The sequence below is a fragment of the Phycicoccus ginsengisoli genome (assembly GCF_054779295.1).
In genome coordinates, this window is the sequence record NZ_BAAGYN010000010.1 from 55,299 (window position 1) to 73,741 (window position 18,443).

The 18,443-nt window shown below is 73.3% G+C and carries 15 protein-coding genes and 1 pseudogene; 10 read left to right on the plus strand and 6 right to left on the minus strand.

Annotation, left to right across the window (positions count from 1 at the left end):
* Nucleotides 1–33 precede the first annotated feature (33 nt).
* Both ACYVDO_RS16100 and eccD read right to left on the minus strand, forming a co-directional pair.
* Entirely contained in the window at nt 34–819 is a 786-nt protein-coding gene (locus ACYVDO_RS16100; protein ID WP_460937732.1) for a hypothetical protein, read from the minus strand.
* A 127-nt stretch (nt 820–946) separates the two neighbouring features.
* The gene (gene eccD / locus ACYVDO_RS16105) at nt 947–2,284 is read right to left on the minus strand and encodes a type VII secretion integral membrane protein EccD (protein WP_460937734.1); all 1,338 of its coding nucleotides are present in this window, start codon (nt 2,282–2,284) and stop codon (nt 947–949) included.
* A gap of 216 nt (nt 2,285–2,500) precedes the next feature.
* On the opposite strand from eccD, the gene ACYVDO_RS16110 reads away from it, so the two are divergent.
* The 8 genes from ACYVDO_RS16110 to ACYVDO_RS16145 all read left to right on the plus strand — a co-directional run bounded on the left by ACYVDO_RS16110 (nt 2,501) and on the right by ACYVDO_RS16145 (nt 8,843).
* Nucleotides 2,501–2,800, plus strand: coding sequence for a WXG100 family type VII secretion target (locus ACYVDO_RS16110; RefSeq protein ID WP_460937736.1), 300 nt, complete (start codon nt 2,501–2,503; stop codon nt 2,798–2,800).
* A 2-nt stretch (nt 2,801–2,802) separates the two neighbouring features.
* Nucleotides 2,803–3,084, plus strand: coding sequence for a WXG100 family type VII secretion target (locus ACYVDO_RS16115; RefSeq protein ID WP_460937738.1), 282 nt, complete (start codon nt 2,803–2,805; stop codon nt 3,082–3,084).
* Between the two features lie 92 nt (nt 3,085–3,176).
* Nucleotides 3,177–3,791, plus strand: coding sequence for a hypothetical protein (locus tag ACYVDO_RS16120; protein WP_460937740.1), 615 nt, complete (start codon nt 3,177–3,179; stop codon nt 3,789–3,791).
* A 31-nt stretch (nt 3,792–3,822) separates the two neighbouring features.
* Nucleotides 3,823–5,232 carry a S8 family peptidase gene (locus tag ACYVDO_RS16125; RefSeq protein WP_460937742.1) on the plus strand — a complete coding sequence of 470 codons (1,410 nt, stop codon included), beginning with the start codon at nt 3,823–3,825 and terminating at the stop codon, nt 5,230–5,232.
* A gap of 2 nt (nt 5,233–5,234) precedes the next feature.
* Nucleotides 5,235–6,674, plus strand: coding sequence for a WXG100 family type VII secretion target (locus ACYVDO_RS16130; protein WP_460937744.1), 1,440 nt, complete (start codon nt 5,235–5,237; stop codon nt 6,672–6,674).
* 24 nt (nt 6,675–6,698) lie between these two features.
* Nucleotides 6,699–7,637: a hypothetical protein gene (locus tag ACYVDO_RS16135; protein ID WP_460937746.1), complete on the plus strand. Its 939-nt coding sequence runs from the start codon at nt 6,699–6,701 to the stop codon at nt 7,635–7,637.
* A complete protein-coding gene (locus tag ACYVDO_RS16140; RefSeq protein ID WP_460937748.1) occupies nt 7,634–8,383 on the plus strand; it encodes a hypothetical protein in 750 nt (249 codons plus the stop codon). The genes ACYVDO_RS16135 and ACYVDO_RS16140 overlap by 4 nt, the downstream gene beginning before the upstream one ends.
* 4 nt (nt 8,384–8,387) lie before the next feature.
* Nucleotides 8,388–8,843: a hypothetical protein gene (locus tag ACYVDO_RS16145; RefSeq protein ID WP_460937750.1), complete on the plus strand. Its 456-nt coding sequence runs from the start codon at nt 8,388–8,390 to the stop codon at nt 8,841–8,843.
* 7 nt (nt 8,844–8,850) lie between these two features.
* Here ACYVDO_RS16145 and ACYVDO_RS16150 read toward each other — a convergent pair whose 3' ends face one another.
* Nucleotides 8,851–9,621: a hypothetical protein gene (locus ACYVDO_RS16150; RefSeq protein WP_460937752.1), complete on the minus strand. Its 771-nt coding sequence runs from the start codon at nt 9,619–9,621 to the stop codon at nt 8,851–8,853.
* 73 nt (nt 9,622–9,694) lie between these two features.
* The gene (locus ACYVDO_RS16155) at nt 9,695–11,245 is read right to left on the minus strand and encodes a ubiquitin family protein (RefSeq protein ID WP_460937754.1); all 1,551 of its coding nucleotides are present in this window, start codon (nt 11,243–11,245) and stop codon (nt 9,695–9,697) included.
* Nucleotides 11,246–11,452: 207 nt separating this feature from the next.
* Between ACYVDO_RS16155 and eccCa the strand changes: the two genes are divergently transcribed.
* Nucleotides 11,453–15,421: a type VII secretion protein EccCa gene (gene eccCa / locus ACYVDO_RS16160; protein WP_460937756.1), complete on the plus strand. Its 3,969-nt coding sequence runs from the start codon at nt 11,453–11,455 to the stop codon at nt 15,419–15,421.
* Between the two features lie 16 nt (nt 15,422–15,437).
* Entirely contained in the window at nt 15,438–16,184 is a 747-nt protein-coding gene (locus tag ACYVDO_RS16165; protein ID WP_460937758.1) for a lysophospholipid acyltransferase family protein, read from the plus strand.
* Between the two features lie 5 nt (nt 16,185–16,189).
* Here the strand turns inward: ACYVDO_RS16165 and ACYVDO_RS16170 are convergent, their stop codons facing one another.
* Nucleotides 16,190–17,785, minus strand: coding sequence for a DNA polymerase III subunit gamma/tau domain-containing protein (locus ACYVDO_RS16170; RefSeq protein WP_460937760.1), 1,596 nt, complete (start codon nt 17,783–17,785; stop codon nt 16,190–16,192).
* 79 nt (nt 17,786–17,864) lie between these two features.
* Nucleotides 17,865–18,400, minus strand: a pseudogene (locus ACYVDO_RS16175) (NUDIX hydrolase family protein).
* Nucleotides 18,401–18,443 lie beyond the last annotated feature (43 nt).

The window sequence follows — 18,443 nt, forward strand, 5'->3', positions numbered from 1 at the left end:
ACCCTACGGGGCGGCGGCGTGGGGGTGCGGGGGTCAGTGCCGCCGACGGTATGCCGGGGCGAGACGCTGCCGGCCCGCCAGGGCGAGGGCGCCCGCGAGCAGGAGCACGCCGGCCAGGGTGGTCATCGACCCGAGCGGCGAGCCGGTGCGAGCCAGGACGGCCGGCGCGGCCGCGGCCGGGTCGCTGGCTGCTCCGGCGAAGGACCCGGCTGCGTTCGACCGGGCCGTGCTCGCGGTGGCGGTGGCCTCGGCGTAGGAGCCGGCGCAGAACAGGCCGCAGTCACCCCGGCCGACGTTGCCCTCGACCGCGACCGGCTCGGTGCCGAGCGTGCCGGTCGGGATGCTGCTGCCACCGGTGCCGGTGCCGGGCGTGCCAGGGTTGTTGCCGGTGCCGGTGCCGGCACCGCCACCGTTGCCGTTGCCGTTCCCACCGCCGTTGCCGGTGGTCGAGGTGGTCGTGGTGGGAACCGTGGGCGTGATGCTCGTCGGCGGCGTGGTGGGCTCGTCTGTGGGTGCGTCCGTGGGATCGGTCGTCCCGGTCGTCGACGTGTCGGTGCTCGTGGTCGGGTCGGGCACCACGGTGGTCGGCGACGCGTCGCAGATCAGCGGCAGGGGGTCGGGGAGCGGGACCGCCGTGCAGACCGCGTCGGGCAGGTCTGCCTGCACGCCGGGTGCGTCGGCTGCGACGGCCAACCCGGTCGTAGGACTGGAGGTCGGCAGCAGGTCCTCGGCCTGCGCCGACTGTTGGCCGATGGCGAGCAGGCCTGCCCCGAGCAGCGCTGCGGCGGTGAGTGCGGACGCACGACGGATGGTGCTCACGATGAGATGTCCCCCCTGGACGGTTCCGACTTCTGGTGCTCCCCCGGCTCCCGCGTCACGAGGACGCCGGGCGGGTCAGAGCATAGGGGACGTCCCTCGCGATCTGCACGCCAGGGAGCGAACCGGGTCAGAACACCCCGGCTGCGGCGACGGCGAGCGGGAGCACGGCGACCAGGCAGGCGCCGTCGACGGCGTCGGCTGCCCTGCCCAGGCGGACCCGCGCCCTCGGTGCGATGAGGGCGAGCGCGACGACGAGGGCGGCGGCTGCGGCCATCCCCACGCCGAGCAGCGAGCGCCAACCGGGGTGGGTGACGGCAGCCGCGACGCCCACGACGGCCAGCCCCGTGACACCGGCGACCATGGCCACCAGCACGGTGGCCCGGGTGCGGCTGTGGCGCGTGCGCAGGAGGACGGCCACGAAACCGACGGCACCCAGGACGGTCCCGAGGACGCCGGTCGCCGCGGCGAAGGGCGCTGCGAGCAGGGCCACCGCCCCGGTGGCGACGGAGAGCCCGAGCATGAGGTCGTGGCCGGCGAGGACCTGGCGCCGCACAGCCCGGTTGTCGACCGGGGGCGGGTCCGCGAAGATCTCGCCCTCGGTCCGGGGCGGGTGCGTCGTGAGCCGGCTGGAGGAGAGCGCGAACCACGGCAACAGGCCGCCCGCCAGGACGGCCACGGCGAGGACGCAGCCGGCGACGGAGCCCACCGACCACTGCGCGAAGTGGACGAGGGTCCCGGTCACGGCCATCGCGAGCCCGACCACGGCCACCGCCCCCACGACGGGACGGTGGGCCGTGACGACGAGCGCGCCGGCGACGCCGACCACGGCCGTGGTGGCGCCGGCATACAGCAGGGGCAGCCCCCAGATCGTGCCGTCGGTGCTCACGGCGAAGCCGGCCACGGCCGCGTAGACCCCTGCGGTGACGGCCAGGGCGGCACCCGGCACGGCCTCGCGCCGCGCGCGCGAGAGGACCGCGGCGGCGACGACCAGCAGGACGGCGACCACGGCCGCGAGGCCGACCACGAGGGCGCCGTGGGTGCGCGCCGTGAACAGCGCGACCGCGCCGGACAGGAACAGGACGACGGCGGCGCCGAGGGCGGTGCGGGCGCTGTGCTCGGGGGTCCACGGAGCGAAGGAGGACTCGACCAGGTCGGCCACGGCCTCGACGACGTCGTCGTAGACCTTGAGCTCGACCGGGTCGCCGGCCGGCTCGAGGGCCAGGACGAAGCCGTCCTCCACGCCCTGCGCCGCGAGGCTCCGGTCGGGCTCGACGGCCAGGCCGTCGTGGCGCACCAGGCGGAAGCCGCGGCTGGCCGTCGCGGGGTCGAGCTGCCCGAGCTCGCGAGCCAGCTCCGGCAGCAGCTCGGCGACCGGGATGCCACCGGGGACCCCCAGGTCCGCCCGGCGCGTTCCCGCGGTCACCGACACGCGGATGAGCGATGCGGACGTGCTCGCCTGCGTCACGAGTCCCCTCCCGATGGACGAATCGACCCTGAGCCACCCCACGGTCGAACGCAGCATAGAGGGGAGTGCTCCCCATGTCGCACTTCGGACATCGTTGCTAATGTCGGGCACCGGACCTCGGGGGAGATCGGAATCTTGGGGTCCGCTCCGTGCGACAGACGCAGGGATTCCGAGTGCCCCGAGGGGGGCCAGACGCGTGGAAGTTGGGAGGCACTGATGCTTGCAGCTGGTGATGGCGTACTCCAAAAGGGCGCCGCAGTCGTCGCTGACTACAAGGGGCAGCTCGATGGCGAGCTCGCCGCTCTGGAGGGTCGGCTGGCTGGACTGAAGTCGATGTGGCAGGGGCAGGGCGCGGCGGGCTTCGACCGCACCTTCAACCTCTGGAAGGACGACTCGAAGAAGATCATCTCGGCGCTCGACACGTTCGAGGCCAACCTCCGCGAGACCGACCGCACCTTCCGGGAGCGGGACGAGAACGCGGCCCAGGCGATCAGCAACAAGTACGGGGGGATGTGACCATGCTCGTCGACCACGGTGGACTGAGCCAGGCGGCCGGCGACCTCGCCCAGTCCGCGGGCAAGATCGAGGCCAAGCTGGCCGAGATGGACTCGGCGCTCGCGCCGCTGCAGAGCGAGTGGGACGGTACGGCCAAGGCCGCCTACCACGAGGCCAAGAAGAAGTGGACGCAGGCGCTCACCGACATGAAGATCCGCCTTGCTGAGATCGGCGCCGCCGTCGACACCAGCAACCAGGACTACCGGGACGGCGACCAGAAGTCGGCCGGCCTGTTCGGCGGCTAGTCGTCACGGTCGTGCCGGGGCCTCGGCTCCGGCACGTGCCGTGAGGACTGGGCGAGGACGACCGACCACACACAGCAGGGGGACGCACGACCATGGGACTTCCCGACGAGGACAAGCCGACCGGGTACCGCTACACCAACGGCAAGCTCAAGGCGGACTTCGAGATCATCCGCACCCTGGCGCACAACCGGGGTGCGACGTGGACGGAGAAGGCGACCGAGAGCCACACCAAGGTCGCGAGCACCACCCTCACCGCGAGCTCGTTCTCCGGGATCGACTCCTGCAAGGAGTTCGGCACCGTCTACGCGGCGGCCAAGAAGATCTACGAGGACACGCTCAAGGGCGTCGAGCAGGACGTCAAGGACTACCAGGACAAGCTGCTCCAGGTCGCCAAGCACCTCGAGGACCGGGACAACCGCGCCAGTGACGTCTTCGCCGGCCTCGCCGGTACGCACTCCGGCTCGCGCCAGGACCTCAACGCCGACGTCAAGAACAAGCAGGCCAACAGCACCGAGGAGGCCGAGGACGCCGAGTCGTTGCAGGCGCGGGTCAAGGAGCACCAGGGCGACAGCGGTCAGCCGACCGGTCAGGGCGGCGACAACGCCCCCGTCGCCCCGGTGGACGCACCGCCGGACAACTCCATCGGGGGACCCTCGACCACCACGCAGACCGACGACGGCCAGACCCAGGTCAGGGCCTCGCGCTGAGCGCGTGGCCGACGAAGGAGACCCACCTCCGATGGAACGCGGATCCGGACGCCGACTACGCCGTCTGCTCCCCGTGGCCGCGCTCGGCGCGCTCACGGGGTTGCTGCCCGTGCTGGGCGGGGCGGCCACCCTGCCGGCAGCGCAGGCCGTCCAGCGTCCCTGGTGGCCGGCGGCGATGGGCTTCGACGACCTGCACCGGGCCGGTGGCACGGGCAAGGGCATCACCATCGCGGTGCTCGACGACGTGATCGACCCGAAGGCGGCGGACATCCGGGGCCGAGTGGCCTCCACGGAGAGCGTCTGCTGGGAGAAGGAGAGCACCGGGACCGGGCCGGAGGCGGACCACGCGACCGAGATCGCCCAGCTGCTCGTCGGCACGGGCACGTCGGCCAACGGCATGCCCGGGGTCAGGGGAATCGCGCCCCAGGCGACGCTGCGCCACTACACCATCGGCTACGGAGAGCACCTGCGGTGCACGCCCGGGGACGAGAAGCACATCAACACCACCGATGCAGCGATCACCAAGGCGCTCAAGGACGGCGCCAAGATCATCTCGATGAGCTACGGGAAGCCGGGGCAGGACGACGACGTGAAGCGCGCCGTGGCCGAGGCACTGCACGCCGGGGCCATCCTCGTCGGCGCGACCGGGGACAAGGTCCTCGACCTCCCCTCCGGGTACAACGGTGTGGTCGCCGTCAACGCCTGCGACCGGGAGGGGAAGATCTCCTCGTTCGCGGCGACCCCTCGTGGCTACGGCATCGGTTTCTGCGCCCCCGGAGTCGGCATGGCGCTCGGGAACCACGACAAGCAGGGGCGCTGGCTGCCTCAGGGGATGCTTGTCGACGGATCCTCGTATGCCGCCCCGCTCGTCGCCGGTGGTCTGGCGGCGTACTGGTCGAAGTACCCCAGGGCGACCGCCAACCAGGTGCTCCAGGCGGCCGTGCACAACCCCGGCATGAAGCAGGGCACGAGCGTGACCGGCAAGAAGGGCTGGATCTGGTGGTACCGCCGCGAGGGCAGCGGGTTCCCTAAGATCGTCGATGCGTCGCGGACGGGCTACGGCTGGGGGATCTTCGACGCCGCCGACCTCATGACGGTGGACCCGACCACGTACCCCGACGTCAACCCGCTCGTACGGGACCAGTCCATCGACGGGCCCACGCCCCAGGAGATCGCCGCCGGACGCCTGCTCACCGGTTCCGGCTCGTCGTCGTCGTCGACGACGACCACTTTGACACCGACCGCGACTGCGGCCCCACGTCCCTCAGGCGGCTCGGCGGGCGGGTCCACGGGGCCCGTCTCCTCGAGCTCGGCAGGCATCCCGGTCTGGGTCTTTGTTGCGGTGGCGGTCCTGGTGCTGCTCCTCGCGGGTGGTGCCTTCACGTTCATGCGCAGGGGCTCGGGCACGCGTCCGGCCGCACAACCAGGGGAGGGGAGCTGACAGTGGGACCCAAGGAGAGCGAGCTCGCGAAGATCCGCGACGCGGCGTCCGACATCAAGGCGCAGGGTGAGGACTGGGAGGCTGCCGCCGCCCGGATCGACACCCTGATCACGAGTGTCAAGAGCACCAAGAACGACCTCGGCCTGGACTGGGAGGGCGAGGGCGCCGACGCGGCGTTCGCGGCCATGGACCGGCTCACGACCAGCCTGGGCGAGCACGCCAAGGCCCTGCGCCAGGTCAAGGCGGCCCTCGACGTCGCAGACGGCGCGGTGTCGGCGGCGCAGACGGCGCTGGCCACCACGGTCGAGACGGTCGACACGAGTCCCGACCGCAGCGGCTACGTGCGCCAGACGGGCCTGGAGCCGGGCAGCACCGAGCCGGTGGGCAAGAAGTTCGACCAGGCCGCCTACGACGCGGCGGTCGCCCACCAGCAGCAGCAGCGCGAGGCCGCGGCGGCCGCCGCGCTCCGCCAGCTCAGCACCGACATGGCGACTGCGACGACCGAGCTGCCGATCGACGCGACCCCGCACCGCAAGGACGGGGGCTCGAACCTGCCCACTGGTGGGGGCGGGGGGAGCACCCCGACCGGCGGGGGGAGCACCCCGACCGGGTACTCCGGGGGCCACACCGGCGCCGTCCCCACGGTCGGCTCCACGAGCGGCTTCGTCCCGTCGGGCGGCGTGTACCACCCCGGCATCGACCCGACCATCCCCACCACGGTCACCACGAGCGGCCTCATCGACGACTCGGGCACGACGGCAGACGGGGTGGTGTCCGGGACGGTTCCCGGCTTCACCGGCGTCAGTGGCACGACCGGCTCGAGCGGCAACCTCGGCGGCCCCTCCCTCGGTGGCGTCGGCGGGCTGGCCGGCGCGGTCGGCGGGATCGGCATGGTCGCGGGAGGCGCCGCCGGCCTGGTCCGTGGTGCCGGTGGCTCCGCGGGCGGCCTCCTGTCAGGGCTCGGCCGCGAGGCAGGTGGCTCCCTGTCCGGGCTGAGCCGCGCGGCCGGCGGATCGGCCCGTGGCGCCCTGGGCAACCTCACCGGCACCGCGGCGGTGCCCGGGGGCAGCGCGTCGGGTGGCGGCACCACGGGAGCCGCCGGGGCGGCCGGCGGACGGAGCGGGGGCATGGTCCCCGCAGGTGGGGGCGGTGCCGGATCCGGGGGCGGCTCGTCGGTCCGCGGGGCCTCGGCCGGGGGCAAGTACGGCGTCCCCAAGCTCGACGGCGCGTCCGGTCGCGGCACCGGCTCAGGAGGGTCCACGGCGGTGGCCTCCGGCCAGGGCGCGGGCAGCCGCGGCAGCAGCGCGGTCGCCGGCGGGGGCGGCGGCGCCGGTGGCGCCGGTGGCAGCGGCGACAAGAAGAAGGGCAAGGACTTCCTCACCCACGAGGACGAGGAGAACTGGTACGACGACGCTGAGGCGAGCGACTCCGTCTGGGAGTAGCCGCACCGAGAGGGGGGAACCACCGTGGCACCGAAGATCAAGGTCGAGATCGCACAGCTGGACCTCGTCGAGCAGGTCCTGGACCGGCAGAAGACGCACATGGACCTCGCGGGCAGGGTCGTGCAGTCCACCTGCCGGGCCAGTGGCGCCTTCACCGGCGTCCTGGGCCTGCTGGAGGGCCACTACGCGCGCGCCTACGAGGCGGGGAGCCGCGGCATGGCGAACGGCTCGACCATCGCCGACACGTGCGCCACGCTGACGAACGGCACCCGCAAGGAGTTCATCGCGCGGGACCGGGCCGCGTACGAGGCCATGGCGAGGAAGGGCACCAACCTGCCGCCGTACCAAGCCCCCGCGGGAGGCACGGTGCGCACCGGCGCGCCCGTGGGGACGGGCCTGCCCAAGCCCACCGGCGGCCCGTTCCTCGACGGCATGAAGCAGTGGAAGAACTGGGTCGAGAACGCCACGCACTTGTCCAAGCCGGGGTGGCAGAACCCCAGGGAGCTCTGGCGCATCCAGCAGCGCAACTTCGACGCGACCCAGCGCACCGACCCCAAGTACTGGATCCAGCGCGGGCTCGACAGACAGTTCAACGCCCTGACGAAGAGGATCGACGGCATGTCCCCGACGGAGCTCGGCACGTACCTGCGCAACCGTGAGCGGGACTACTACACGCGCGGCCAGGACTTCGCGCGCAGGCACCCTCTCCTGGACAACGACTCCGCCTCGCGGGCCCCTGCCGCGGGAGCGTTCACCGCGTCCGACGCCGGCCGCCTGGACACGTTCAGCAAGGGGCTGCAGGCCCCCACTGCCCTCCTCAGCGAGGGCAAGGACCTGGTCGACGCCGCGGGCCGGCTCGGCGACACCGTCGACCAGACGCAGCGGGTGGACGCCGCCGTGGACGGCCCGAAGAACGACGGCGGCGTCACCTGGGCCAAGAACCACAAGGGAGGCACCTGGTGAGCGTCTACGAGAAGGTCGACCCCTCTGCCTACGCCACGCAGTGCGTGGCCGTCGCGTCGGACGATGAGTTCGCCAAGGACTTCGAGTCCAGCTGTGGCTTCCTCATCGGCCACCTCCTCGGCTTCTGCCGGGAGGCCTTCGGCACCGACCCCATGCTCGAGCTGGTCAAGCCGCTGTGCGGTGACTGGGGCCTGATGGGCGTGGCGCAGCAGGGGTGGGGTGACGCAGGGAAGATCTGCGCCGCGGTCGGCGAGAACTTCACAGCCCTCGACGCCGGCACCGCCGACGTGTGGGAGGGCGAAGCAGCGACAGCCTTCCGCCGGCGGATGGACTCCCTCGGTGACACCTACCGCACGTACGCGAAGGGGTGCGAGCTCACCGGTGAGCTCACCGGCAGCCTCATCCAGGTGGCCAAGTCGGCGTGCCTCGGGATCGGCACGCTGATCTCGTTCATCGGTGACATCCTCGAGCGGCTCATCATCGAGGCGTCGGTGCCGGTGGTGGGGTGGCTGGTGGGAGCGGCCGACATCGCCATCCACATCCGCAGCTTCTGGCAGAAGTTCGACCGGGCCATCAGCCTCATCCGCCAGGTGCTCGACGCCATCGAGAAGTTCGTCAAGGCCATCTACGCGGTCATCAACGTCATGCATGCGCTGAAGCTCGCGATGACGAGTGTCGCCGGCGGCCTGGCGATGTACAACGGTTCGCGGATCGACGAGGCCGCCCAGAACACTTTCGGAGCGTGAGGACATGAGCGAGGCAGACCGCGCGATCGCCGAGGTCCAGGCCCTGCTGGGGGAGATCCGCAGCATCCAGGCCGACATCGAGCGCGACACCCGCGAGGCGATCGAGGAGCACGAGGCCTACCTCGCGCAGGTCGAGCCGGAGGACGAGGAGCGCGCCCGCAAGGCCCGCGGCGGTGAGCTCGGCCCGGACTGGCAGAGGCTGCAGCGCCGGATCGACCTCGACGAGACCAGCACCACCGCCGTCGTCGCAGGCATCGACGACTCGCCGGCCGCCGAGAACGTCCGTCGGACGGCCGCCGAGAACGCCCGGGAGGTCCTGCGGGCGCAGGAGGAGGCGATGGGGTCCGAGGACCCGTCCACGGAGCTGCAGGCCTCGGTCGGCGCAGCCCGACGCAACCTGCGGGAGATGCAGGAGCAGATGGAGCGGATCCGTCGGATGCCCCTGCCGGACGTCGACTGAGGTCGGGTCAGGACTCCGCGGCCCGGTCGCCATCCGAGGCGGTGCCAGCCCCGCGCCGGGACTTCTTCGACCTCCCGCCGAAGCGGCCCTTGTCGTCGACCGCCATGATCTGGCTGCGTCGCCGGGTGAGGGCCGAGAGGCAGATGAGCTCGAGGTAGGCGAGGGACGCGAGCGTCACGGTCGCCCAGACGGCTGAGGTCTGTGAGTCGGCGGAGCCGGCCCAGCCCTGCGGTCGCAGCATCGGGACCGACAACCCCGTGGGGTCCGTTATGAGGTCCACCGTCTGGCCCGGCAGGATGCGGTCGAACTCGTACGTGGTGGTCGTGCGACGCCCCAGGGTGGAGTAGGCGACCGTCTCGCCGGGACCGGCCCCGGTGACCCGGACCCGGTAGCCGCCGTTGAACAGGTGCTCGGCCCGGGTCACGGTGACGTCGCTCGTCGGTTGCATGACCGCGGTGGTCCAGACGTGGTACCCGCCGTACTGCAGGAAGAAGGTCGCGAACGGTACGAGGAGGAACATGGCGCAGAGACCCTTGAACGAGATCTTGTCCGTCACCTGGAGCAGGACGAGCAGGAATCCGCAGGCCACGGCCATGCCGAAGGTCTTCGGGTAGAGACCGGGCGTCGTGTTGTGGTCTCCGAGCCTGGGGTGCCACGACCACCACACGCACGCCAGCAGGACCAGGTGCGCGACGAGGACGAGGAGGACGCGCCCCCACCACCGCATGCCGTCCTCGCGCCGTCCCGCGCGGGCCTTGCTCTTCGCCGTGGTGGTCACGAGGTACTCGCCTTTCGAGGAGGGGCCGTCAGTGTCGGGTCGTCGGGATCGCGTCGTCGGGAACGCTCGCCGGTCACCCCGAGGTGAGGCGCCGGAACGCCTCGATCCCGTCGGCCGCGACGACGGACAGCGGCAGGCTCAGCACGACGGCGAACGACTCCAGCAGGTCGGCCAGGCGCGACAGGCGCGTCGAGTGCCAGCCCCGGGACAGGGCGACGGCACTGCCCACGGCGACGAGCCCCAGCAGGGTGGCGAGGGCGAGGAGCGCGAAACCCCAGGCGTCCCCGAGCCGGGCGCCGGCGGCATACGTCCCCAGCAGCGCGGCGACGCCCGCGGCGGCGAGCATGGCGGTGCGGGGCAGCCGGTCCCGCACCGCGCGGGACTGGTACCCGAGTGCGAGGGTCACCGCTGCGCACAGCCCCACGGCGCCCCACGCGGCGAGGGCCGACCGGCCGGGCGTCGCGACGAGCACCGTGAGGGCGACCGTCACGACCAGGCAGCTCCACACGGTCCCCGCGGCGACCGCCTGACGGGCCTCGTGGAACGCGCCGTCGACCTCGCGTGGGCGCAGCCGCCTGAACCGCCGGACCTGCTGCACTCGCGCGGTCCAGATCGTGGTGGCCAGCCGGTCGACGTCGACGAGCTGCTCGTCGGGCAGCTCGAAGCCGAGCGAGGGCAGCAGGCGCACGACGGTCGGCACGAGGCCGGCGAGGACGGCCGCCACGGCGAACGACGGCCAGCCGAGGAGGATCCCGACGACCGACAGGCCTCCCGCCGCGGCGAAGGCGGTCATCGCGGCGCGCGAGGCGCGGTCCGAGGGACCCCCGACGACGCGGGAGACTCCGGCCAGGGCGGTGGCCAGGACGCAGCCCGCGACGACGGCGACCCGTCCGGCACCGGGGGAGTCCGGCACCGGGAGCGCCAGTCCGGCGGCGAAGCCGAACACCGGTGCCACCAGCCGCGACAGCCGGCCCTCCTCGGAGGCGTCGAGGGCGAGCGCGAGCCCGGGCACGAGGAGCAGCACGGCGCACACCGCGGACCACGTCGTCCCCGCGTGCGCACGGCCGGCGAAGGCGCCCAGCCCGAGGACGAGGGCGGCCGCGCCGGCGACACCCGCTGCCGCCCACCGGGCCAGCACCGCGGGCCGCAGCCAGGAGGTCGCGCCCGCCGAGGACTCCGGAGCGGCCGCGGCGGTCGCCGCCGTCGAGCCGCCCACCCCACCGACCTCCACGGGCAGGTCGCCGCGGCGGCGCGTGACCTCGGAGAGCTGGGTGCGCGCGATCGTGGCCTCGGAGGGCGGCACGTACCGGCCGCCCTGCCCCTCCGGCGACCGCGCGCCGGCCGACACCGAGGACGGGTCGAGGTTGCGGACGTCCCGGGTCACCTCGTGGGTCGTGGCCCTGATGACGGTCAGCAGCGCGCCCTCCGGGACGGCGTCCCCGAGCACCTCGTGCAGGGCGATGACCCGGCCCGCCGGCGTGGCGACGGCATACGGGCTGTTGCGGGGGGCGATCCCGAGGGCGGCGAGCAGGTCCCCGACCTGGGCGCTCGCCGGCGCCACGAGGTCGTACCGCCGGTCGTCGGCGAGCAGGGACACCCGGTGCGCGAACTCCTCGCCGGACACCCTGCCTCCCCTCGCTGCGTACCTCGCTGCTGCCCCCACGGCTCCCGGGAACAATAGTGCCTGACCGCGGCGGGACCGCACGTCCGCGCGCCGCACCTGACGCGAGAGGGTAGGTTGGGCGCGCACGTGCAGGGGTGCCGCCCGTCTCGGGGGAGGCGGTGGACCGCGCGGTGGGGACAGTCGGTCGTCGAGGAGGGCGCACACCAGATGGCAGTGACGTTGCGGAGGGGGCCGCGCGAGCAGGCCCCAGAGGTGCCGTCCGGCCGGATCGTCCTGCAGCCCCCACCGGAGATCACGCCGAGCGAGGGCGCGAGCTCGCTGCTGATGAATGCCGTGCCGATGCTCGGCAGCGTCGGGTCGATCGCCTTCGTGGCGCTGTCCCAGCCCGGGATCAAGGGCTACATCGCGGGTGGCATGTTCCTCGTCGCGTCGCTCGGCTTCGTCGGCGTCAACGGCTGGAAGCAGCGTCAGCAGCACGTGGCCGGTGTCAGCGAGGCGCGGCGCGAGTACCTCGCCTACCTCGGGGAGGTCCGCCAGACGGTCCGGGAGGCCGCCAACCGCCAGCGCGCGGCGGCCCTGTGGAACAGCCCGGCCCCGGAGGCGCTGCCCGCGCTGTGCGAGGAGCGCACCCGCGTCTGGGAGCGCTCGACGGGCGACGACGACTTCCTGCGGGTCCGCTTCGGGCGCACCAACCAGCCGCTGTGCATCACCCTCGAGGCCCCGGACACCCCACCGATGGCCCAGCTCGACCCGGTGGCGGCGTCCGCGCTGCACCGCCTGCTGTCCACCCACCGCGTCCAGCCCGACCTCCCGGCATCGGTGAGCCTGCCGTACTTCTCGCGCATCGAGGTCACCGGTGACGCCGAGCCCGCGCGGGCCCTGGCCCGCAGCATCATCGCGGCCGTGACCGCGCAGCACGCGCCCGACCAGCTCCAGGTCGCGGTCGTCGCCGGGTCCGAGGCCCTCCCGGAGTGGGAGTGGGTCAAGTGGCTGCCGCACGCCCACAGCCAGCGCGAGCGCGACGGCGTGGGCCCGGCGCGCATGGTCGCGTCGTCGCTGGCCGACCTCGAGCCGATGCTGCCCGCGGAGCTGCGCGAGCGACCGCGGTTCGGGTTCTCCGAGACCGTGACGCTGCCGCACGTGCTCGTCGTCGTCGACGGTGGCGAGGTGCCGCCGGGCAACCCGATCGTCACCGAGGACGGCGTCCTCGGCGTCACGGTGCTGCACCTGCCGGAGCGGTGGGACGAGCTCTCGGTCGACAGCCGGATGCGCCTGGCCCTGGGCCAGGCCGCGACCTCCGGCCCCTGGGCCGGACGGGTGCCGATGCAGATCCTCACCCTCGCCAGCGAGCCCGCTCGCGGGTTCGCCGACCAGATGTCGCTCGTGCAGGCCGAGGCGGCGGCGCGCCGGCTGGCGCCGCTGTATGCCGGTGCCGAGCCCGAGCGCCGCGACGCCATGACCAGCACCACCGAGCTCGTGGACCTGCTCGGGCTCGGCGACGTGCGCGACTACGACCCGGAGGCGGCGTGGCGGCCCCGGCTGCAGCGCGACCGGCTCCGGGTCCCGATCGGGGTGGGCGCGCAGGGGCAGGTGGTCTCGCTCGACATCAAGGAGTCGGCCCAGCAGGGCATGGGCCCGCACGGCCTGGTGATCGGCGCCACCGGCTCGGGCAAGTCCGAGGTGCTGCGCACGCTCGTGCTTGCCCTCGCGATGACCCACTCCTCCGAGGCGCTGAACTTCGTCCTCGTCGACTTCAAGGGTGGTGCGACGTTCGCCGGCATGGCCGACATGCCGCACGTCTCGGCCGTCATCACCAACCTCGGCCAGGAGCTCAGCCTCGTCGACCGCATGCAGGACGCGCTGCACGGCGAGATGGTGCGCCGCCAGGAGCTGCTGCGCGCGGCGGGCAACTTCGCCAACGTCACCGACTACGAGAAGGCCAGGGCGGCCGGGGCCGACCTCGAGCCGCTGCCGGCCCTGGTCATCGTCGCCGACGAGTTCTCCGAGCTGCTCGCCGCCCGGCCCGAGTTCGTCGAGCTGTTCGTGGCGATCGGCCGGCTCGGCCGGTCGCTGTCGATGCACCTGCTGCTGGCCTCGCAGCGGCTGGAGGAGGGGCGGCTGCGCGGCCTGGAGTCGCACCTGTCGTACCGCATCGGCCTGCGCACGTTCTCGGCCTCGGAGTCGCGGACCGTGATCGGCGTGCCCGACGCGTACGAGCTGCCGGCGGTGCCGGGCCTGGGTTTCCTCAAGCCGGACCAGACGACCCTGCTGAAGTTCAAGGCCGCCTACGTCTCCGGGCCACCCCCGGCCCGACGCCGCGCCCACACGGGCAACACCGGGACGACTGGCGAGATCGTCCCCTTCTCCGCCGCGCCCGTGCTGCGGTTGAGCACCCAGACCGAGGCCCCGGTCCTCGACGAGGGTCCCCGCGAGGACCGCGCCACGTTCGACATCGCCGTGGCCGCGATGCGCGGCAAGGGCCGGCCCGCCCACCAGGTCTGGCTGCCGCCGCTGGACGTCCCGGACTCCCTCGACCGCCTCTTCGGCGACCTCGCGACCGACGACCGGCTCGGCCTCGTCTCGCGCTCGTGGCGTGCGGCGGGCTCCCTCGTCGTCCCGCTCGGGATCGTGGACCGGCCGCTCGAGCAGCGCCGTGACGTGCTGTCCGTGGCCCTCGGGGGCGCCGCCGGCCACGTCGCGATCGTCGGTGGACCGCGCAGCGGCAAGAGCACGCTCGCGCGCACCCTGGTCAGCGCCCTCGCCCTCACCACCACGCCGCTCGAGTCGCAGTTCTACGTCATGGACTTCGGCGGCGGCACGTTCTCGCCCCTGGTCAAGCTGGCCCACGTCGCGGGGGTGGCCAGCCGCAACGAGCCGGACGTGGTGCGCCGCATGTTCGCCGAGCTGCGCGGCATCGTCGACAAGCGCGAGGCGTACTTCCGGGCCCAGGGCATCGACTCGATCGAGACCTACCGCCGCCGCCGGGCCGAAGGGCTCGCCGACGACGGATACGGCGACGTGTTCCTCGTGGTCGACGGCTGGCCGACCCTGCGAGCCGAGTTCGACGAGCTCGAGCTTCAGATCCAGGAGCTGGCCGGTCGCGGCCTGACCTTCGGCCTGCACCTCGTGGCCACGAGCAACCGCTGGATGGACTTCCGCAGCGCGGTCAAGGACGTCTTCGGCACCCGGCTGGAGCTGCGGCTCGGCGACACCAGCGACTCCGAGATCGACCGCAAGCTCGCGGCCAACGTGCCCAAAGGCCGTCCCGGGCGCGGCATCGAGGCGACCCGGCACCACTTTCTCGCCGGGATCCCGCGCATCGACGGCAGCGGCGACGCAGGCAGCCTCGGCGCCGGTGTCGACGACCTCGTCGAGCGGGTCAACGCCGCGTGGCAGGGGCCGACCGGTCCCAAGCTGCGGCTGCTGCCCGACCGGATCGACCTCGAGCAGGTGCGCGCCCAGACGCGACCCGCGGACCGGCGCATCCTGCTGGGCATCGACGAGGGCAACCTGGCGCCCATCGGCGTGGACCCCACGGAGGAACCGCACCTCTACCTCTTCGGCGACAGCGACTCGGGCAAGACCGCCATGCTGCGCACCTACGCCAGCGAGGTCATGCGGCTGTACACCCCGCAGGAGGCACAGATCTTCGCGGTCGACTACCGCCGCGGCCTGCTGGGCGAGATCCCCGACGAGTACCTGCGCGAGTACTTCACCACCGAGGACCAGGTGGCGCAGAACATCCCCGAGCTCGCGGCCTACCTGCGCTCCCGCCTCCCCGGGCCGGACGTCACGCCGGAGCAGCTGCGCAACCGCAACTGGTGGACGGGCGCAGAGGTCTTCGTCCTCGTCGACGACTACGACCTGGTGGTGACGTCGGCGGGCAGCCCGCTGGCAGCCCTCGTGCCGCTGCTGGCCCAGGCGGGCGACGTCGGCCTGCACCTCGTCGTCACCCGCCGGACCGGGGGGGCCAGCCGCGCGTCGTACGAGTCGGTGATGCAGACCCTGCGCGACCTCGCCAGCCCCGGCATCCTGCTCTCCGGGAGCCCGGACGAGGGGCCGCTCATCGGCAACGTCAAGCCGGTGCCGGCGGTCCCGGGTCGTGGTCGGCTCGTCTCACGTGAGACAGGCAACAACGTCGTGCAGGTGGCCTGGACGCCGTCGCGCCACGGCTGACCCCTAGGCTGTGGCCATGGAGCCGGTCTACTCGTCAGTGATCGGTGTCGCCCGCGCGTTGTTCGCCTTCCAGGGGCTGAAGATCCGCCTCCGCGGGCTGGACCACGTGCCGCGCACCGGCGGGGCCGTGATGGTCATCAACCACACGGGTTACTTCGACTTCACGTATGCCGGCCTGGCCGGTGTCGAGGCCGGACGCCTCGTGCGGTTCATGGCGAAGAAGTCGATCTGGGGCAACCCGGTGGCCCGCCCGCTCATGACGGGGATGCACCACATCCCCGTCGACCGGGAGGCCGGGCAGGAGTCCTTCGGGACCGCCCTGGCGGCGCTGCGCGCCGGCGAGATCGTGGGGGTGTTCCCCGAGGCGACGATCAGCCGCTCGTTCGAGCTCAAGGAGTTCAAGTCGGGGGCGGTGCGGCTGGCGCAGCAGGCCGGGGTCCCGGTGCTGCCCGTGACGATTTGGGGCTCCCAGCGGATCTGGACCAAGGGCCGCCCGAAGCGGATGGGGCGCCACCACGTCCCGCTGTTCATCACGGTGGGGGAGCCCGTCTCAGTGTCCCCCGAGGAGGACGCCGCCGAGGCGACGGCACGGGTCAAGGACCGCATGCAGGCCCAGCTCGAGGCGGACCAGCGCGCGTACCCCGCGTGGCCGGACGCCGAGCGTGACCTGCTGCCCGCGCGGCTCGGTGGCACCGCGCCCACCCTGGCCGAGGCGGACGCCATGGACGTGGCGGACCGGCGGGCCCGACGCTCGGCCCGCTGACCGACTCAGGCCTTCTTGGTGGCCTTGCCCTTGGTGGTCGCACCCTTGGCAGCCTTCGCCACCGTGGCCTTGGCAGCGTTCGCCTTGGCGGCCTTCTCCTTCGCGGCCTTGGCCTTGACGGCGCTCGCCTTCGCGGCCTTCGCCTGCGCTGCCCTGGCCTTCGCGGCCGCCTTGGCCGCCTTGGCCTGCGCCCGGGCCTGAGCGGCAGCGGCCTTGGCCTGGGCCTTCACGGCCTTGCTCTGGGCCTTGGTCGTCGTGCCGCCCTGGCCCCGGACCGAACCCCGCCCCGACCCGGTCACGGTGCCGCCCCCGACCACGGTGCCGCCCCCGACCACGGTGCCGCCCCCGGTGGCGGGCGGGGGAGTGCTCGGCGAACCGGGCTTCGTGGAGCCCCCGGAGGGCACGGTGGGGTTGCGTGCGTCGGCCGGGGTGGTGAGGGCGGCCGTACTGATCACCACGAGGCCGCCGCTGCCCGAACCGGGCAGCGCCACCGGCTCCACCGTCCCGCCCCCGACGGGCGGTTGCCCGGGCTCGGTCGCGGGTCGGGTGCCCGGGCCCACGGGTCCGACGCCGGGGGGAGTCACCGCCGGGCCCTCCCCGGAGACACTCGGCCCCGGCACGACAGGCCCCTGGGCGGTGACGACGGGCCCGGCGCCGGGCCCGCGGAAGAGGTTGTCGACGACGGCCGGCAGCAAGCCGCTCATCGCCGCGGCGGCACCGACGCCGCCGAGGGCGATCACCCAGGCGGCTGCGCCGGCGCCGGCGCGGGCACCACGGGAGGACTCGCCCGGCCGGGGCAGTCGGCGCACGATGGTGGGCGCGGCCGTCGCCGTCGGCTGCCAGGTGAGCAGGTCGACGACGGAGGGCTGGCTGACCGCGGCGCCGGCGGCGGCCGCTGCACCGCCCCCGGCCAGGGCGACCGGGGCAGGGCCCTGCGGTACGGCTGCACCGGCGTCGTCACCGAAGAGGCGCTGCACGACCGCCGCGTCGGCGAGCTCGTCCGGGCGCGCAGGTGCCGCCATCGCGGCGTACAGCTCCTCGAGCGGCACGGTGAGGCGGTACTGCCCACGGCGGACGAGGGCGAGCACGGCGGCCGGGTCCTCGCCGGTCAGCCGCGCCATGGAGTCCCGTCCCAGCCCGGCGACGAGGGCCATCGCGAGCACGTCGGCGGCGTCCCGACCGCACGCCCGCAGGACCGCGACCGCGTGGTCGACGGCATCTCCGGGGGGCGGAGCGGGGGAATGGGAAGGGACCGGGTCGTTGCCGGGCGAGGACTCACCGTGCGTCGTGGAGGTGCTAGGCGCCCGGAAGGAGTCACCGGGCGTCGCGGAGGTCCCGATAGCCGGGGAGGCGCCGGCCCGCGACGTCTCGCGCGCGGCGCCGACGGCCAGCTCGAACCAGTCGTCGTCGTCGGCGGGGCAGGTGGGCAGCCGGTTCAGCAGGGTGGGCCAGGTCGCGAGGGCCACGCCTGCGGCGTCCTCGACGCCCACCGAACGCAGGTAGCGGACGAGCACGGGGTTCGTGCCGGCGTACAGGCGCGCAAAAGCCTCCTCGTCGCCCCCTTGGGCGCCGAGGAGGTATGTGGCGATTTCCCCCGGCACGTCACCCAGTGTCCCTCGGCTCATCGGTGTGGCACCTCAGCCGTTCGGTTGATGATGGACGGATTCCGCTGCGGGCCGCTCAGATCGCGTGCCCGAGGTGGGCCAGGGCCTGGCGCAGCAGCACCCCGTGGCCACCGGCCATCTCCTCGACGACCGACGGCTGCAGGGCCTCCTCGGGGCTGAGCCAGGCAAGGTCGAGCGCGTCCTGCTGGGGCTGGCAGTCGCCCGCGACGGGCACCACGAAGGCCAGCGAGACGGCGTGCTGGCGCGAGTCGTGGAACGGCGTGACGCCGGGGGTGGGGAAGTACTCGGCCACGGTGAAGGGCTGGGGGCTGGCCGGGACCCGGGGCAGGGCCATCGGGCCGAGGTCCTTCTCCAGGTGACGGATCAGCGCGTCGCGCACCCGCTCGTGGTAGAGCACCCGGCCGGAGACGAGCTCGCGGTTGACCTTCCCGTCGGAGGCCCGCAGCAGCAGCCCGAGGGCCGTCACGGCACCGCGCTCGTCGACGCGCACCGGCACGGCGTCGACATAGAGGATGGGAAGCCGCTGCCGCGCTGCGTCAGGTCCTCGCGGGACAGCCAGGACTCACTGCGGTCGAGCTCGAGCGGACTCATGACCCGTTTCTACCAGCCGCCCGCACCCAGCCCACGGTCGGTC

Coding starts and splice junctions, on each gene's coding strand:
- ACYVDO_RS16110 (WP_460937736.1), top strand. CDS start 2,501: ATGCTTGCAGCTGGTGATGGCGTACTCCAAAAGGGCGCCGCAGTCGTC.
- ACYVDO_RS16115 (WP_460937738.1), top strand. CDS start 2,803: ATGCTCGTCGACCACGGTGGACTGAGCCAGGCGGCCGGCGACCTCGCC.
- ACYVDO_RS16120 (WP_460937740.1), top strand. CDS start 3,177: ATGGGACTTCCCGACGAGGACAAGCCGACCGGGTACCGCTACACCAAC.
- ACYVDO_RS16125 (WP_460937742.1), top strand. CDS start 3,823: ATGGAACGCGGATCCGGACGCCGACTACGCCGTCTGCTCCCCGTGGCC.
- ACYVDO_RS16145 (WP_460937750.1), top strand. CDS start 8,388: ATGAGCGAGGCAGACCGCGCGATCGCCGAGGTCCAGGCCCTGCTGGGG.
- eccCa (WP_460937756.1), top strand. CDS start 11,453: ATGGCAGTGACGTTGCGGAGGGGGCCGCGCGAGCAGGCCCCAGAGGTG.
- ACYVDO_RS16165 (WP_460937758.1), top strand. CDS start 15,438: ATGGAGCCGGTCTACTCGTCAGTGATCGGTGTCGCCCGCGCGTTGTTC.